The organism is Actinopolyspora mzabensis, assembly GCF_900101095.1.
In the GTDB taxonomy this organism is placed as follows: Bacteria; Actinomycetota; Actinomycetes; order Mycobacteriales; family Pseudonocardiaceae; genus Actinopolyspora; species Actinopolyspora mzabensis.
Map to the genome: position 1 here is coordinate 162,966 of NZ_FNFM01000012.1, position 16,678 is coordinate 179,643.

Genomic DNA, 16,678 nt, shown 5'->3' on the forward strand with positions numbered 1-16,678 from the left:
ATTGCAGTTGGCTATGTTTCTAGTTGATGAGCGCGCTAAGCAGCTTGCAGGCAGGCCGCGATCTGGGTCGGGCTGCCGTGGAACGGGGGAGCTCTGTGGAGATCAGTGCGGAGACGGAGCGCATCGCGGTGTACTGGTTCACCCCGGAAGGAGATCGCTACCAGCACGCCACGTTGGACGTGTTGCCGACCGAGGGCGGCGGTGTGAGCACGCTCGGCGGGCACGACTACGCCGAAGCTCCCCCGGCCGAAGACCGGCGCATGAACCATATTCGGCCGTTCTGCGAGGACTGCTTCAACGAATACCTGCGGCTGGACCGTGGACAACCGAGCTGGAAAAGGTGAACGAGCGTGGAAACCACCGAACGACAGCACTACTGGCTGCCCGTGCCGGACCGGACCGGGTTCAAATGGCACCGGCACGCCTTCCGAGGCAAACACTGGGACGGCCGACCGAGCGACACCTCGGTGTGCGGCAAGCCCTGCGCCATGGCCAAACCCAGCGAACTCGACTGGTTCCAATCCCCCACCTGCCCGGACTGCACCGAACTCCTGATCGCCAAACAGTCAGACACCGGAAGTACCGTACAGCCGCGCACCGCGAGCCCCGAGCAGTCGGACACCACGAGCGCCGAACAACCGAACACCGGCAGCGCCGAGGGGGAACACTGACAAGACTGCACCGCGGGCCGAACCGCTTACGCGGCTACGTCCCCGCGTTCTCCGGCGAGCTGCACGAACCACCGAGAAAACGAACCACGGTGCCGCACTCGATCCTCGAACGAGTACTCGACGGGCTCCACAAACTCTGAGAACGCCCGCGGGGAAACGAGCACGCGACAAGCGAGCGTCCTCGTCACCCTGGACACAGCGACCGAACCAGCGGGTAAGGCCTCGTCTTGCCCGCTGTGAATCAGCTGTCGGCCATCGCGGTTTTCCAATGGTTCCCCGGTTGTGCCGATTCGATACTGCTCTCGGAGCGCGATCACCGACAACCTTCAGCAGCCCGGAACCAGGCCGCCGTCCGGCTTTCCTGGCGAGCCGCAGATGACACCCCGCTCGGGAACCGCGTGGACGCGTACAGCGGAGAGCCCCTCGCTCCGAGGACGGGGCTGGTGCCGACTATCGGATCTTGGCCCGGATCGGATGTGGGTATCGTTCAACTCGAAACCGCCGCTGGAGGACCTCCACCTGGCCAGCGACATCGACGCCGGACGCTACCACGATCGGTTCACAGCGCGCTCCCCCTCGAACAGGCCCGCATCGCCGTCCGAGAGTTCTGCCGCACAGGCGGCGCACGACCGCAGTCGGTGACCTGGGTACGCGGCGATTTCACCGGTGCCATCCTGCAACCGTTGCCGGACGTCGTCGCCTAGGTTTGTCGAGTGGTGCTGGTGGTCAGTGTTCGGAGGAGTTCGCGGGCGGTGCAGGCCCTGTACTCCCGAAGCCGTCCACCGGATACCCGGGAGGCCTGTGCGCGCCGCGCCTCCTCGGACAGATCCACCCGTACCGGCGCCGCTCGGTAGCAGGCGAGCACGTCCGCAGTACGCGAGTGCGACAACCTGCCGTGTTCGGCGTGCGAAGCGGGCATCCAAATCTGCCTGATATCGGAAGTATCGTCAGTGCACCGGAGCCCGCGGACCGCGGGCTCCGGTGGCACCGGTCTTGCTGCCGTGATGCCTTCAGTGGTTCGCCACTTACGATCGGCTCGCGGTGAGCAGCAGCGGGGTGGTGACGCCGTGCTGGGCGCTGAGGTCGGTGAGGAAGCCGCCCAGCCAGCCGAGGACATCCAGCGACCATTCGGCGAGTGTCCCGTGAAAGGTCGCCCGATGAAGAGGTGGCCCGTTCCAGAAGCTGCCCTCGAACGGAGGCTGGATCGCCAGCGGGTCGTGCTCGGCCGGGGAACGCGACTCGCACACGAACACGTTTTGATCCAGCCGATCGATCTGCTCCTGTAGGTGCGGCGCCGCCGATGACAGCGACGAAGCCTGACCACTGTCCAGCGTGACTCGCACCGGCGTCCTGGACTGCGGATCACTGTCGCCGAACCATTCGGCGGTGAGCAGCGACGGAATCGGAGCGTAGGCCGGACGCGAGGAGGCGTCGAGGCCGTGGACGGGCAGCAAGATCTGTACTGCTTGCAGGCTTAGGACGCCGAGCCGTGTAGCCACGTCACCGGCGCAGCGCAAGAACGGCTGCACCGGCATCGGTCGTTCGCCGCCCACCGGTTCCATCTCTACCTGAAACCACGCGGCCAGTGGTATCTTCGGAGCAGCAAGCGGGTGATCACACCCCGCATCGTTCATGCCCCACAAGCCTCCAGCGGTCTCGTCGATCCACCCCATGGCAACCGACCTGTCGTGGAAAACGACATACGCGTCCCGGTCAGAGTTCGGGTCCCTCCACGGATGCGGCTCCAGTTCGCCGTACAGCGCCGCGAACATGGTGGCTGCGGAGCCGTAGGCACCAGGAGCCACTCCAGGGCGAGCTTCCTCGCGGTTGCCTGTCAATCGGCTCCCCTCTCAGAACTTTCGGCACGCCACATCGCGCGTCATGTAGCGTATCCCTCCGTCGTCGATTTCCCAGTTGACATCGACATCGACGTGAACGCGCCACGTGGTCGTCGCCGTGCTGGGCAATTCTTACGTACGGGGACACGCCTGGCACTTCCACCGCCGGGTTTGAGGTTGCCGTCTGTGTTGCATGCTTTCCGTCGCCACGTGCCGTCCGTGTAGTACTCGTACAGGCACGCCTTCACCGTCGCCGTGCCGTTGCTGCAAGTACCCTTCTTCCACCAGCCGTGAGCCGACACAGCAGCCCCGGTCGATGAGCGATGCGGATAATCGGCTCCGGTATAGGGTGCGCAGCCGGCTACCTTGGCACCGTCCCTTTCGGCTCTCGTGGGGGTTTCTGCTTCCTGCCAGGACTTCAACATGCCACTGGTGAGGGTGCTGGATGGTGCGATGGCGGGGACGGCGTCAGGATCGGGTGATTGGCCGGGCTCAAGTCCCAGGATCTTCGGGGGCACGGGGCCAGGCTCGTCGCTGCTACCTGTCGCCGCATCAGACACCTGGTGCTGGTGCCACAAGCACACGCTGCTTTTGGTGCGTGATCGAACCTCCCAAGATACACGGACTGCCCGTGAGGTGGCGCAACTCAAGTGGGCACCCAGCCCCAGCCAGCTCTGCCAGTGCTGCAGAGATCCCCAGCCCGCCCCTGGAAGCCGCGAGATCACCATCCACTGATCGTGTGCGATCAACCCGCACAGCGCGTCGATCAATAACGGTGGTGATGTCTCTTGCTCGGCCGACATCGAGCTAAGAGCAGGGCTCCTGCGACAGCAGCACAGGGCCGCCGACACAATCCGCTGACCAGCGGTAACGGTGCTTGATCGGAGAGGCTGTCCCGCGCTAGTTGGACGAGGGGGATACCTGACGATCGTGTCGACCAATTGCGCCGAGACGGTTCCCGGACTGCTCGGGCAGCTCCCCGCACGTGATCGGTAGCTTCGATCTCCCGGGCGGGCACGAACGGCCGGGAGACTCGACGCGAGTCTGTGCAGGCGACCGAAGCCTCGGGGCACCGCCCCACCGCACGGCCGATGCCCTCGGGGCAGGCCGGGCGGTGGACGGCCAGCTGCCGAATCTTCGGGCTCGACGGCACCGGTTCAGACCGTGAGTCCGGTGCCGATGGCAGCGAATTCCGGCGGTGCTCGTTCCGGTAGCCGTTCCGATCAGATCGGATCACCGAACGAAGCGCACAACGCACCCGCACGCAACCGACGAATGCGTTCCCCGACCGGTGTACCACGAGAGGCACAATGCACCGCCTTTCGGTACCAAATTCACTCTTTTACGAGATTCGGCCTAGCACTGGAAGCCGAAATCTTCGCGAAGAGTCACAGATCATACTGTGCAAAACACGAACGGAGAACGACATTTCAGGCGAGCCTCGCAGTGAAACTTCCCGATTATCTATAATCTCTTTCGACTTCGAGCGTGCGCACTACGACGTGGTCCCACCATGCGTGCAAGCAACACTCGGTGGTGAATTCCACGAGACCTGATCGGCGGCTGGTGGCAACGAGGCGGGACGAGCAACATGAAATATCTCTACTGCGCGACGGTAGAGCACCGCGAGCCGAAAGAGATCAAAGACAGCGTCGGAACTCGACCACATAGAATCGCTTACAACGAGGGAGTTGCCGCAATTGTCGAAACGTCTATCAATCCTGATCGCGACGGTAGCCGCACTCGTGCTGTCCGTTGGCACGGTGTCCGCGTCCGCGACACCGGCACCGCAGCGCGACTTGGCAGTACCCGAACGCCCAGTGACCGCGGCGTCGGTCGAGGCAACACCGGGATTCGACAGTATGACCACGAAGGTGCACAAAGCGGCCCCGGGGGTCTGGTGCATCGATATGGGCTACAAGGGAGAGTACAGCGGTACGGGTTGTTTCAGGAACCACGGCGACCATGTGACCGCCTACGACGGCTACGCGGACGGCAAGCACATCAGAACGGACTGGCACACCGACTACGGTCGGGATGGAGCATGCACCGATGGTGGGGACGCCGGTGGCGACGACTGCAACTACGACATGCGGGAGAACGGCTACCTGAAGTTCCAAGTGGAACTCCGGAACGGAAGCAAGCTGGTCCATGAAACCGGTTGGTACGGCTACCACCCGATCGGGCAGTGAAGCGGGAGGCCAGTACAGCGCGGTAGGCGTCCCGGCGGGGCGCCTACCGCGCTGTACCGTAGCTCATCTCTGCTCCCGTATCCAGCAGCGGAAGCGAGCTGCTGGTTCGACCGAGTTCGGCGTGGCCTGGAGGCGGTCGCCCCGAGTTTTCCTCCGCTGTGAGTCCCGGTTCGACGATCTCCGCCGAACCGGGACAAGGCAATCGTCTACCTTGGACACATGCAGCGATACGTGCCACCCGATATTCCCGTGAAGGTGTCGAGCAGGACGGCGTGGTGGCTATTCGTGACCTGCATAGTCCTCGGCGGACTGAGCGGGCTCATCGCAGCGGTGTATCTCGCTGTGCCTTACGTGACCGGAAGAATCCCCTCGGGAAGTTTCCTGATGACCAGCTTGCTCAACACCGCCACCTTCGGGCTTCTGATATATCCTTTTTGGTCGGCCTACCGCAGGGCGCTGCGGCAGGAGGCCGAGCGGGCGGAACGGGCAGCGAACTCGACGGGCGACTGAGACGGGACGGCATCGGGGAGGTTCAGCACCTGCCGACGGCGGCCCAGAACGCGTTGCGAGCGCCTTCCGGCACCTCCTCGGAATCCGGGTGCCAGTCGACGGCGTGCACCAGACCGGGTTCCACGAGTTCGAGGTCGCCCAGCAGCGCGGCGAACTCCTCCACCGAGCGGTGCCTGGCCGTGTGGCTGGTGTCGCGGTACAGCCGCGAGATCCCCTCGACCCGCTCGGGCTCGTCGTAGTGGTCGGTGATGTGCGAAACCACCAGGAAACTGCCCGGTGCCACCGCACGGCGGTAGGCGTCGACCATCTCGGCCGGACCCTCCTCGTCACCCACGAAGTGCAGCACGGCCGCCGCCAGCACGGCCATCGGCTCGTCGAAGTCGAGCAACCCGGCCACACCGGGTTCGGCCAGCACCTCCTCCGGCTTGCGCAGATCGGCCCTGCTGATCGTCGCGTTCTCGACACCGTCCAGGAGCTGATCGGTGTGGGCCACCGCCACGGGCTCGTTGTCGACGTAGGCCACCCGTGCCGAGCTGTCCCGCTCGTGGGCGATCTGGTGCACGTGCCCCACGGTGGGAATACCCGAACCGAGATCCAGGAACTGGCGTACCCCCTGATCGAGGCAGAACCGCACCGCCCGCTGCAGGAACGCCCGGTTGGCACGCGCACCGGGAATCATGGTGGGAGTGATTCCCACCGCCCGCTCCGCGGCCTCCCGGTCCGCGGCGAAGTTGTGCGACCCGCCGAGGTAGAAGTCGTACATCCGCGCCGCGTTCGGCGTGCGTACGTCGATGCCCTCGATACCAGCCGGTTTACCGGTTGCCATACCGCTCGCTCCCCACGATCCTGATCACTGCTCACCGGGAAGCCTACCCACGCGGGCATGAATCGCGAAGAGCTGAAGCGATACCGGGAGCGGGAGCGGGGTTGCGTGCTGTTCCATCGTGAATAGAAAAGTATGGAACTTCGTGTTGAAATATCAAGCATGAAGTTGAGTGAGTGGGCGCGCGGGCAGGGCGTCACGTACCGAACCGCATGGAACTGGTTCCGTGCGGGAACCCTGCCTGTGCCCGCACGTCAACTCGACACCGGCACGATCCTGGTCGAACCTCCCACCACTGAGGATGGGCGAACCGTGGCGTACTGCCGGATGTCCAGCGCGGACCAGTGTGACGATCTTGACCGGCAAGTTGGTCGGGTTGCTCAGGAGTGCGCCCGACGTGGGATTGCGCTCGATTCGACCATCACCGAGATCGGGTCCGGATTGAACGGCAACCGGAACAAGCTGGCGAAGCTGCTGGCCGACCCGACTGCGACCACGATCGTGGTGGAGCACCGTGAACGGCTGGCCAGGTTCGGGGTGGAACACCTCGAAGCCGCGTTGTCCGCCCAATCCCGCCGGATCGTCGTGCTCAACGACGCCGACGTGGAAGACGACCTGGTGCGCGACGTGACCGAGGTGCTCACCAGCATGTGCGCCCGGCTGTACGGTCGCCGGTCTGCGGCCAAGCGCGCGAAAGCAGCGATGAAGGCGGCGGAGGTGGCACCCCGATGAGCAGCACGGTGGTGCAGGCGTACCAGTTCGCTCTCGATCCCACGCCGCAGCAGCGAGCCATGTTGTCGTCGCACTGTGGCGCGGCGCGGTTCGCCTACAACTGGGCGCTCGCGCAGGTCAAGGCCGTGATGAACCAGCGGGACACCGAACGATCCTACGATGTGGCCGAGGACGACCTCACGCCGACGATGAACTGGTCGGCCTACAGCCTACGGAAAGCCTGGAACGCGACCAAAAACGAAGCGGCCCCGTGGTGGGGCGAGAACTCCAAGGAAGCGTACTCGTCCGGGCTGGCGAACCTCGCGACCGCGCTGGACAACTGGCACAAGTCCCGCACCGGAAAACGCGCCGGTCGCAGGGTCGGGTTCCCCCAGTTCAAGTCCAAGCGTCACCGGTGGTCGTGCCGGTTCACCACCGGATCGTTCGGGCTGTCCGATTCAGACCGCCGCCATGCCAAGCTTCCGCGTATTGGCACGGTGCGTACCCACGAGTCCACCCGCAAACTCGCCCGCCACGTCGAACGCGGAACCGCCCGTATCCGGTCGGCCACCGTGTCGTTTCAGCGCGGCCGGTGGCACGTGTCGTTCTCGGTGGAGATCACCAAGACCGAGCCCGCACCCGCCACACGCGGAGGAACCGTGGGTGTCGACCTCGGAGTGAAAGAACTCGCGGTGCTGTCCACCGGGGAAACCATCGCCAACCCCAAACACCTCGACCGTGCGCAACGCCAACTTCGCCGCCTACAACGGCAAGCCGCCAGGCGCGTAGGGCCGGACAAACGCACGAAGCGACCCCCATCGAACAGGTGGCGCAAGACCCAGCGGCACGTATCGAGACTGCACGCGCGGATGTCCAACGCCCGCCGCGACGGGCTGCACAAACTCTCCACCCGACTCGTGCGCGAGTACGACACGATCGCGGTGGAAAACCTCAACGTCGAAGGCATGAAACGCAACCGTCGGTTGGCTCGCCACATCGGCGACGTGGGTATGGGCGAGCTACGGCGCCAACTCGACTACAAAACCACCTGGCACGGCCGCGCCATGATCGTGGCCGACCGGTTCTACCCCAGCTCGAAAACCTGCTCGAACTGTGGCGTGGTGAAAGCCAAACTGCGCCTGTCAGAGCGGACCTTCACCTGGGATCACTGCGGCCACACCGCTGATCGCGACCTCAATGCGGCCCGCAACCTCGCGGGCCTGGCGGCGTCCACGGCGAGTTGCGTCGGGACGGAAAACACGCCCGCTGGAAACCCACGTAAGACCAGCCACGCTGGCGACGGGTATCGCCACGGGAAGACCCAGCGCCACACCGACACTGGGCCAACCTTGGTGGAGCAATCCACCAAGTCACCAGAACAACTTTCCAAGTTCTAGTGAACGGTGATTCGGCGTCGGCTCAATGCCGGCCCGCGAGGTCGACCATTCCGCTGACCTCGGCGACCAGTTCGAAGGAACGCAACCAGGCCTCCCGCTCCGGAGCCAGCGAGGTGACCATCAGCTCGTCGGCCCGGGCGTGCTCGGCGAAACCGTCCAGGTAGTTCTTCACCTCGTCGGCGGTACCCACCGCCGAGTAGGTCAGCATCTGCTGTGCCTGCTGCCCGGCGGGTGAGTCCAGGGCGCTGTCGGCTTCCTCACGGGTGAGGTTGCGGCCGGTGAGCATCCGCAGCCTGCTGCGCTTGGCCGCCTGGAGCTGTTCCCGCGCCTGCTCGGTGGTGTCGGAGGCGACGACGTTGACCCCCGCGATGACGTACGGCTCCGAGAGCTGCTCGGAGGGGGTGAACTCACGCCGGTAGACCGACACGGCGTCCTCCAGCGCGTTCGGGGCGAAGTGCGAGGCGAACGAGTACGGCAGGCCGAGCGCGGCGGCGAGCTTGGCGCCGAACAACGAGGACCCCAGGATGTACAGCGGCACACCGGTCCCCTTGCCCGGCACGGCCTGCACTCCCTGCACCAGGGACTTCTCCCCCAGATAACCCTGCAGTTCCTGCACGTCCTGTGGGAAGGTCTCGGCCGCCTTCGGATCGCGGCGCAGCGCCTTCGCGGTGTTCTGGTCACTGCCGGGCGCCCTGCCGAGGCCGAGGTCGATGCGCCCAGGATGCAGCGTCTCCAGGGTGCCGAACTGCTCGGCGATGGTCAGCGGGGCGTGGTTCGGCAGCATGACGCCGCCCGCGCCGAGGCGGATCGAGCTGGTGTTGGCGGCGATGTGCCCGATGATGACGCTGGTCGCCGAGGAGGCGATGCGGGACATGTTGTGGTGTTCGGCGTACCAGATGCGCCGGTATCCCCACCGCTCGGCTCGTTGCGCCAGGTCGATGCTGGCCCGCAGGCTGTCGCCCGGGGTTTCGTCATGACCGATGGTGGCGAGATCGAGGACGGACAGTGGGACACCCATGGCAAACGCATCCTTCCGCGCGGGCACCGTGACGAGCTCAGCCGTAGTTGTTACGACCAACCGTTCGAACGCGTTCACCCGGGACGGCTATTCCGGGAATTGCACAGATCACATTCCCGGGATCGCCGCAGTGGCCGTACCGGGCGCGAGTCATCCGGGTTCCTCCGGCGGAACCAGACACGGATCCCGGAAGACCTCCTCGGTGATCACGATCGCTGCCCCGCGTACGGCGGCGGTGAAACCGAACACCGAGGCGGTGACCGGACATATCGCCGACGGGCCCGCCACGGCTCTGCTCCGCAGTTCCCGCATCGCGGTCGGTACCACGTGGGCGGAGACCGTGGCGAAGTAGCCACCGAGCACCACGACACCCGGATTGAGCATGTTGACCGCGATCGAGATCCCCACCCCGAGCCAGCGGCCGATCTCGTCGAGACCGGTCAGCGCCTGCTGATCACCGTCCTCGGCACGCTGCAGCAGTATCCGCGCCTGCTCGTCCGGATCCCGGAGGGTTCCGACCAGGTCCGGTGCGGCGGTTCGGACCGCGGCGGCCAGCCCGATCTTGGTTTCCAGACAGCCGTGCTGCCCGCAGCGACACCTGCGCCCGTAGGGGTCCACCGGGAAGTGCCCGATCTCCCCGCTGTAACCGTCCGAACCGCGCAGCAATCGCCCCGCGGTGATCAGGCCGGAACCGATACCGAGCTCACCGGTCAGGTACACCAGTTCGGAGACGGTGTTGGCCTCGTCGCCGAACTCGGCGAGCGCCGCCAGGTTGGCCTCGTTGTCGACGGTGATCGTGGTCTCCGGGTCGAGATCCAGCCGGCCGCGCAGCCACTCGGTGATCGGCACGTCCTGCCAGCCCAGGTTCGGCGCGTGACGCACGGTGCCGCTGGGCACGTCAACGAGACCCGGCACCGCCACGCCGACCCCGACCAGCCGGACACCCGAACTCTCCAGCTCGGCGATCGCCTCGCTCGCGAGCCGGGCCAGCTCGTCGACAGTGCGGGAGGCTCCCACCCGGACCGCGTCGAAGCCGACTCGACGATCGAGCAGCATCCGCTCCGCGAGATCGACCCCGCGCACCGCGAGGCAGTTCGCGTTGACCTCCAGTCCCAGCGCGGCCACCGAGCAGCCGTCGAGTTCGAGGATTCGGGACGGGCGGCCGACGTTGCCCGACTGCTTCCTGCCGGTCTCGCGGATCAGCCGCCGTCCGATCAGCTCGTTGACGAGATTGGACACCGTGGCCTTGGTCAGCCCGGTGCGAGTGGCCAGCGCGGCACGGGAGTACACCCCGGCCGAGCGGATCTCGCCGAGGACACGGGCCAGATTGCCCCGACGAACGGCCGCCTGACCGACGATCCCACGCCCGTTGCCCCGATTGACTTCGTTGTCGTAGCCGCGCACCCGGCCCCCTCTCCAACAGGGACAGCCGGAAAACTAACCCATTGTCACCGAAAAACGCCATACCCCACGAATCCGGGAAATCCCGCGGAACGCACGAACGACGAATCGACACGGCCAACGAATTGTACACGTATGGCGCCTTGACCTCGCGCGTGCGCGCTGCCCGCGGTACGGACAGCGCGCAGGAAGCCGAGAATCGTACCGGATGCGCATTTTCCCGACGAACCGGCTGGAGAGCCGACTTTCCACTGTGCTTTCGCCGCTCGACCGAGAAGGCAGAAATCAAGCGACGACCGCGGAGAACACCGCTGTTCCGGGCCGGAACGAATCACGGTGGAACAGCGTTTTCGTTGTCCCCGACTCGGGGCGCCGGACCGGCGACTCACTCCTCGAGAACTGGGCTCCGCGCTCGAGGACGGCGGGATCGCGAGTCGCGTGTCGTCCGATTCGCTCCGGGGTTGAACCTCGTGGGAGGCGCCGCGCGGCCGTTCGGGACGGTGCGGACGTACCGCGCGGCGCGGCGGGAGAGTTCCGGAACACCGTTTCCGCTCAACCGGAGCGTGCGGGAAGTGTGAATCGCCAGCCCTCGTCGCGCAGTCGCGGGATGACTCGGGAGACCGCCTCCACGGTCTGGCTGCGATCACCACCACCGTCGTGCAGCAGGACGACACCTCCCTGCGAGATACCGTCCATCAAGCGCCGGACCAGCACGTCCGTACCGGGGCGGTTCCAGTCGGCCACCGAAAGGCTCCAGCCGAGCGGTTGCATCCCCATGTCCGCGGCCACGCCGGGAGTACCGCCCCACGCACCGTAGGGAGCGCGGAAGTAGCGAATCTCGGCTCCCGGTGCCGCCTCGTGAATCACCTCGTTGGTGGCCCGCAGGTTCGCCCTGATGTCAGCGGGCGACCACGTGCTCATGTTCTCGTGTCGCATCGTGTGGTTGCACAGGACGTGCCCCTCGGAGACGATCCGACGCACCAGCTCGGGATTCTCCCGCACGTGTTGACCCCACAGGCAGAAGACGGCCTGGACGTGGTGCTCACCGAGCAGGTCGAGCAACCGCGGCGTGTTCCGCGGGTCGGGGCCGTCGTCGAAGGTCAGCGCCACGGTACGTCCCGGTTGTCCGGTCGAGTCGACCACGGTGGCGTCCGCGGCTGGTCCGCCCCCCGCCTGGTCGGGCCCTGCCTGTCCGGGCCCCGCCTGAGCGATGGCCGCCGAGCCCAGCGACAGTCCGAGCACCAGCAGTGGCACGAGCAGACGTTCGGTCGTCCGGCGATGTCTTCCAGGAGTCATGGCGGGTCCCTTCGGCGCGTCCTGGGCGAGGCTCCGGGAAATAGTCCGACGGAAATTCCCGAAGCACGGGAAATATAGGGTCGGTAGGGGGCGCTGTCAATGTCCTCGAAGGCGAGTCCCCACATCCGACGAGCATCCCGCCGGCTCATCGTGAGCCGAATTCGGAAACATCATTCCACAGTGTACTGTGTTTTATCTGGAAAAATTTTGTTTTGGCCGCCGAGTAGTACCGCCCACTCGGTAACAAGCGGGTTTCCGGAACATTTACGGAAACCATTGACAGATCCACGTGTCCTGGTCGACATTGTTCGGTGTCGACAGACCTCGATCATCGTTGATCCTGGTCATGAGCGCGAATCGCTCCATCGACGGACCGTCGAGCCGTATTACCCGTTCGAACTCAACCGATCCGAACCGGAGGAAGCATGAACACCGACGATTTCGCACCGAACTCATTCGGCCGCAGGGGTTTCCTCGGAGGCGCGGGAGCACTGGCGCTGGGCGCGTCCGCACTGATGCTGCCCGGGACCGCCTACGCGGCCAGGACCATCACGCAGAACGAAACCGGCACCCACAACGGGTTCTACTACACATTCTGGACCAATGGCGGCGGTTCGGTTTCGATGACCCTGTCCTCCGGGGGTAGTTACAGCACCTCGTGGACCGACTGCGGCAACTTCGTCTGCGGCAAGGGCTGGAGCTACGGTGGCCGCAGGAACGTGTACTACTCCGGCAGCTTCTACCCCTCCGGAAACGGCTATCTGACCCTGTACGGGTGGACGTCGAATCCGCTGGTGGAGTACTACATCGTCGAGAACTACGGCACCTACCGCCCCGGGGGCAGCGACCACCGGGGCACGGTCTACAGCGACGGCAGTACGTACGACATCTACCGGACGATGCGGTACGACGCCCCCTCCGTGGAGGGCACCGCGACCTTCCCGCAGTATTGGAGCGTTCGGCAGTCCCCGAGGACGGGTGGAACCATAACCACCGGTAATCACTTCGACGCCTGGGCCCAGCACGGCATGGGGCTGGGAAGCTTCGATTACTACATGGTCCTCGCCACGGAGGGTTACCAGAGCAGCGGGAACTCCAACATATCGGTCAGCGGCTGAACCGTCCTTTTCGAGATGAGCCTTCTCGCGAAGGAACGCTTTCCGCGGCGGCATCGCACCGCCATCGGGACGATGCCGCCGCCCCCTCCCCGCTCCCACCGCCGCCCCGAACCCGATCCGATCACCTTCTCCGGGGCAGCGACACGTACTTACTGGGAGCGCTCCAAGCAATATCCCACGAGGAGCGACAGAAATGCTGCGAGCGTTACGCAACCACGGCAGGCTCGGCAGGCTGTGCGCGGTACTGACCGCGAGCGCCGGACTGCTCACCCTGCAGACCGCACCCGCGTTGGCCACACCGGACACGGCGGAGGCTTCCGGCGTCGGGGCACAGGCTCCGGCACGAACCCCGCTCAAGGACCTGACCGACAACTACGTCGGCAGTGCCGTAGCCGCTTCGGCGTTGGGGAACGAGGGTGACTACCGCTCGGTGCTCACCGACGAATTCAGCAGCGTGACCGCCGAGAACGCCATGAAATGGTCGGTGCTGGAGCCGAACCGCGGCCAATACGACTGGTCCGGCGCCGACGCGATCATGGACTACGCGCGGCAGAACGGCAAAAGCGTGCGCGGGCACACGCTGGTCTGGCACAAGCAGCACCCGAGCTGGTTGAACAATCTCTCCGCCTCCGAGCTGCGGTCGGCGGTGAAGAACCACATCACCACGGTGGTCAACCGCTACGAGGGCGAGATCCGGGCGTGGGACGTGGTCAACGAGGTGTTCGACTCGAACGGCATCCGGCGCGACTCGATCTTCCAGCGGAAACTCGGTGACGGCTGGATCGCCGACGCTTTCCGCTGGGCGCACCAAGCCGATCCGTCGGCGAAGCTCTACATCAACGACTACAACACCGGTTGGGTCAACGACAAGAGCAACGCGATTTACGACCTGGTGCGGTCGTTGCGGCAGCAGGGCGTGCCGATCCACGGTGTCGGGTTCCAGACGCACCTGTCGATCGACTACAGCTTTCCCGGTGGTTACCAATCGAACCTGCAGCGGTTCGCCGATCTCGGTGTGGACGTAGCCATCACCGAGGCCGACGTGCGGATGACGCTGCCCGCCACCGACAGCAAGCTCACCACCCAGGCCGACTACTACGAGCGGCTCTGGAACGCCTGCGAGGCGATCTCGCGCTGCGTGGAGTTCACCACGTGGGGCTACACCGACCGGCACTCCTGGGTGCCGAACACGTTCGAGGGACAGGGAGCGGCCTGCCTGTTCGACGAGTCGCTGAACCCGAAACCCGCCTACAACCGGATCAATCCCACCGCCTGAGCGGTACCCGTGGGGCGCGCGACGGTCGTGCGTCGTGCGCCCCACAGGGGGACCGTGCCGAGCCACCGGCCGCACGCAGCCACAGGAACGAGTCACCGAGCGCCCACGCACCACTGTGCACTCATCCCTTCGGGGGATGAAGTGTGTTCATATCATTACGATATGTTGACCCTTTCCTGTGCTCCTCCCCTGGAAACGAGGACGGCTCATGGCTATCGAGACAAACGTTCCGGCCCCCAGCTCCGTGCCGGTGGGGGTTGATCCCACGCGGGCGAGCATCGCGCGGGTCTACGACGCCGCGCTGGGCGGCAAGGACAACTACGCCGTCGACCAACAAGTGCTGGACGAGATCAAAACGGCGGCCCCCGAGATCCGGGACATGGCCTGGGCGAACCGCAACTTCCTGATCAGGGTCGCACGATTCCTGACCAACGAGACCGACGTTCGCCAGTTCATCGACTGCGGCTCCGGGCTGCCGACGGCGGAGAACACGCACCAGGTCGTGCAACGTCTCGACGACCAGGTGCGGGTGTGCTACGTGGACAACGACCCGGTTGTGCTGGCCCACGGCAATGCCCTGCTGGCCGACAACGAGGGCACCCACATCGTCGATGCCGACATCTACAAACCGGAGCAGGTCTACAACCACGACGTGGTCGCCCGGAACATCGACTTCGAGCAACCCGTGGGGCTGCTGCACATCAGCACCATCCACCACTATCCGGACGACGACTACGCGGAGCTGATGCGCCGCTACATCGAGCCCCTGCCGTCGGGCTCCTTCGTAGCCGTGTCGCACTTCCTCGATCCGCAGACCCCGGAACTGAGCCCCCTGGCACGCCGCCTCGAGGACATCATGACCCAAAGCGCCATGGGTTCCGGAGCATTCCGCACCCATGAGCAGATCGCGGCCATGGTCCCCGGTATGGAGATCATCCAGCCCGGTCCCGGGCTGGATCCCGACGTCGTGCTCTGCGACCAGTGGTGGCCGGACGGGCCGAAACTGCGGCCGTACAAGGACGTCGAACGCTGCCTGGGCTGTGTGGTCGCCCGCAAGCCCTGAACGCTCGTTCCTGCCCCACGAGCGGCTCCGGCCCTCCCGGGCGGACCTCCGCTTCGCGGGAAGGCCCGCCCGGGAGTCGCCGCGGCACGTGTTCACTCCCGGACGAGCCCGGCGGAGGACGTGTCGGGGCGCTCGCCCGTGTCCGACGAGACCGCCCTACGGCGCTCGTGCAGTTGCACTCCCGTCCACACGAGCGGCCTGACCGTCTTCCGCCCACACTCAAGCCCGATTCACGCCGCGATGCGCTCGCCGGTGACCGCCGAGAAGGCGTGCACCGCCTCCGGTCGGATTCCCAACCGCACCGACTCACCGAGGGCGGGTGCCGAACGCGGTTGCGCGCGCGCCACGACCCCGTACCCCTCGTCCGGCACGCTGCAGTGCAGGTACACATCGGAACCGAGCTCCTCGACGAGATCGACGGTCGCCGACATCCCCTCCTCGCCCGGCCCGACCACCCGCACGTCCTCGGGACGAATCCCGATCGTGACGCTTCCGCCGCCGTGACCCGCTTCCTCGCGGACGGCACCCGAGACGGGAAGCGCGGTGTCACCGGCACGAACGGTCTCCCCGTCGAGCCGGCAGTCCAGCAGGTTCATCGGGGGTGAGCCGATGAACCCGGCCACGAACGCGTTGGCGGGCCGCTCGTAGAGCTCCCGCGGGCTCGCGCACTGCTGCAGCACCCCGTCGTGCAGCACCGCCACCCGGTCCCCCATGGTCATCGCCTCGACCTGGTCGTGGGTGACGTAAACCGTGCTCACCCCCAACCGTCGCTGCAGCCCCGCGATCTGGGAGCGGGTCGAGACCCGGAGCTTGGCATCCAGGTTGGACAGCGGCTCGTCCATCAGGAACACCTGCGGCTCCCGCACGATGGCCCTACCCATCGCCACGCGCTGCCGCTGACCGCCGGACAGCGCCCTGGGTTTGCGATCCAGGTACTGCTCCAAATCGAGCAGTTTCGCGGCCTCGCGCACCCGCTGTTCGATCTCCGGTTTCGGGGTCTTGGCCATCCGGAGCGCGAACCCCATGTTGTCGGCGACGCTCATGTGTGGATACAGCGCGTAGTTCTGGAAGACCATGGCGATGTCGCGGTCCTTCGGCGAAAGACCTGTGACGTCGTGTTCCCCGATGCGGATCGCACCGGAGTCAACGTCCTCCAGCCCGGCGAGCATCCGCAGACTGGTGGACTTGCCGCACCCCGACGGGCCGACGAGCACCAGGAACTCGCCGTCGGCGATGTGCAGGTCGAGACCGTCGACCGCGGGGTGCTCCGAGCCCGGATACACCCGAGTGGCCCGGTCATAGGTGATGGTCGCCATCATCGACTCCTTTCCGGCGGCCTGCTGGCTGCCGGGGCCTGCCTCGAC

17 protein-coding genes are annotated in these 16,678 nt (G+C 65.8%); 10 read left to right on the forward strand and 7 right to left on the reverse strand.

Going from position 1 to position 16,678, the window contains the following annotated elements; all coding sequences use genetic code 11:
- Positions 1-26 precede the first annotated feature (26 nt).
- The 3 genes from BLR41_RS19790 (at position 27) to BLR41_RS19800 (ending at position 1,375) form a co-directional block, all read left to right on the forward strand.
- The gene (locus tag BLR41_RS19790) at positions 27-344 is read left to right on the forward strand and encodes a hypothetical protein (RefSeq protein ID WP_245694582.1); all 318 of its coding nucleotides are present in this window, start codon (positions 27-29) and stop codon (positions 342-344) included.
- 6 nt (positions 345-350) lie between these two features.
- Complete coding sequence (locus BLR41_RS19795; protein WP_092631374.1) at positions 351-671, forward strand: hypothetical protein; 321 nt, start codon at positions 351-353, stop codon at positions 669-671.
- Between the two features lie 476 nt (positions 672-1,147).
- On the forward strand, positions 1,148-1,375 hold the full coding sequence (locus BLR41_RS19800) for an Imm1 family immunity protein (RefSeq protein WP_245694593.1): 228 nt from the start codon (positions 1,148-1,150) through the stop codon (positions 1,373-1,375).
- Here the strand turns inward: BLR41_RS19800 and BLR41_RS19805 are convergent.
- On the reverse strand, positions 1,372-1,590 hold the full coding sequence (locus BLR41_RS19805) for a hypothetical protein (RefSeq protein WP_092631377.1): 219 nt from the start codon (positions 1,588-1,590) through the stop codon (positions 1,372-1,374). The genes BLR41_RS19800 and BLR41_RS19805 overlap by 4 nt on opposite strands.
- A gap of 106 nt (positions 1,591-1,696) precedes the next feature.
- The gene (locus tag BLR41_RS19810; RefSeq protein ID WP_245694595.1) at positions 1,697-2,443 is read right to left on the reverse strand and encodes a hypothetical protein; all 747 of its coding nucleotides are present in this window, start codon (positions 2,441-2,443) and stop codon (positions 1,697-1,699) included.
- 1,928 nt (positions 2,444-4,371) lie between these two features.
- Here BLR41_RS19810 and BLR41_RS19820 point away from each other — a divergent pair.
- A complete protein-coding gene (locus BLR41_RS19820) occupies positions 4,372-4,701 on the forward strand; it encodes a hypothetical protein (protein ID WP_143013145.1) in 330 nt (109 codons plus the stop codon).
- Positions 4,702-4,986: 285 nt separating this feature from the next.
- The gene (locus tag BLR41_RS19825; RefSeq protein WP_143013146.1) at positions 4,987-5,211 is read left to right on the forward strand and encodes a hypothetical protein; all 225 of its coding nucleotides are present in this window, start codon (positions 4,987-4,989) and stop codon (positions 5,209-5,211) included.
- A 22-nt stretch (positions 5,212-5,233) separates the two neighbouring features.
- On the opposite strand, the gene BLR41_RS19830 is transcribed toward BLR41_RS19825, so the two are convergent.
- Positions 5,234-6,037, reverse strand: coding sequence for an SAM-dependent methyltransferase (locus BLR41_RS19830; RefSeq protein WP_092631390.1), 804 nt, complete (start codon positions 6,035-6,037; stop codon positions 5,234-5,236).
- Positions 6,038-6,196: 159 nt separating this feature from the next.
- On the opposite strand from BLR41_RS19830, the gene BLR41_RS19835 reads away from it, so the two are divergent.
- Together BLR41_RS19835 and tnpB are read left to right on the forward strand one after the other, a co-directional pair.
- Positions 6,197-6,766, forward strand: coding sequence for an IS607 family transposase (locus BLR41_RS19835; protein WP_092631393.1), 570 nt, complete (start codon positions 6,197-6,199; stop codon positions 6,764-6,766).
- Positions 6,763-8,142, forward strand: a complete 1,380-nt coding sequence (tnpB, locus tag BLR41_RS19840) for an IS607 family element RNA-guided endonuclease TnpB (protein ID WP_092631396.1) — start codon at positions 6,763-6,765, stop codon at positions 8,140-8,142. Before BLR41_RS19835 ends, tnpB begins: the two co-directional genes overlap by 4 nt.
- Before the next feature lie 22 nt (positions 8,143-8,164).
- Here tnpB and BLR41_RS19845 read toward each other — a convergent pair whose 3' ends face one another.
- The 3 genes from BLR41_RS19845 to BLR41_RS19855 form a co-directional block, all read right to left on the reverse strand.
- Positions 8,165-9,160: an LLM class flavin-dependent oxidoreductase gene (locus BLR41_RS19845; RefSeq protein WP_092631399.1), complete on the reverse strand. Its 996-nt coding sequence runs from the start codon at positions 9,158-9,160 to the stop codon at positions 8,165-8,167.
- A gap of 150 nt (positions 9,161-9,310) precedes the next feature.
- The gene (locus tag BLR41_RS19850; RefSeq protein WP_092631402.1) at positions 9,311-10,564 is read right to left on the reverse strand and encodes an ROK family transcriptional regulator; all 1,254 of its coding nucleotides are present in this window, start codon (positions 10,562-10,564) and stop codon (positions 9,311-9,313) included.
- A 549-nt stretch (positions 10,565-11,113) separates the two neighbouring features.
- Positions 11,114-11,857 (reverse strand): polysaccharide deacetylase family protein, encoded by a 744-nt coding sequence (locus tag BLR41_RS19855; protein WP_092631405.1) that lies wholly within the window; start codon positions 11,855-11,857, stop codon positions 11,114-11,116.
- 425 nt (positions 11,858-12,282) lie between these two features.
- Here BLR41_RS19855 and BLR41_RS19860 point away from each other — a divergent pair, with 425 nt between their 5' ends.
- From BLR41_RS19860 to BLR41_RS19870, 3 genes are all read left to right on the forward strand, one after another.
- Positions 12,283-12,975 carry a glycoside hydrolase family 11 protein gene (locus tag BLR41_RS19860; protein WP_092631408.1) on the forward strand — a complete coding sequence of 231 codons (693 nt, stop codon included), beginning with the start codon at positions 12,283-12,285 and terminating at the stop codon, positions 12,973-12,975.
- A gap of 193 nt (positions 12,976-13,168) precedes the next feature.
- Positions 13,169-14,251 (forward strand): endo-1,4-beta-xylanase, encoded by a 1,083-nt coding sequence (locus tag BLR41_RS19865; protein ID WP_092631411.1) that lies wholly within the window; start codon positions 13,169-13,171, stop codon positions 14,249-14,251.
- Between the two features lie 208 nt (positions 14,252-14,459).
- Positions 14,460-15,314, forward strand: coding sequence for an SAM-dependent methyltransferase (locus BLR41_RS19870; protein WP_092631413.1), 855 nt, complete (start codon positions 14,460-14,462; stop codon positions 15,312-15,314).
- Between the two features lie 230 nt (positions 15,315-15,544).
- Here the strand turns inward: BLR41_RS19870 and BLR41_RS19875 are convergent, their stop codons facing one another.
- Positions 15,545-16,630 carry an ABC transporter ATP-binding protein gene (locus tag BLR41_RS19875; RefSeq protein ID WP_092631583.1) on the reverse strand — a complete coding sequence of 362 codons (1,086 nt, stop codon included), beginning with the start codon at positions 16,628-16,630 and terminating at the stop codon, positions 15,545-15,547.
- Between the last annotated feature and the right edge of the window lie 48 nt (positions 16,631-16,678).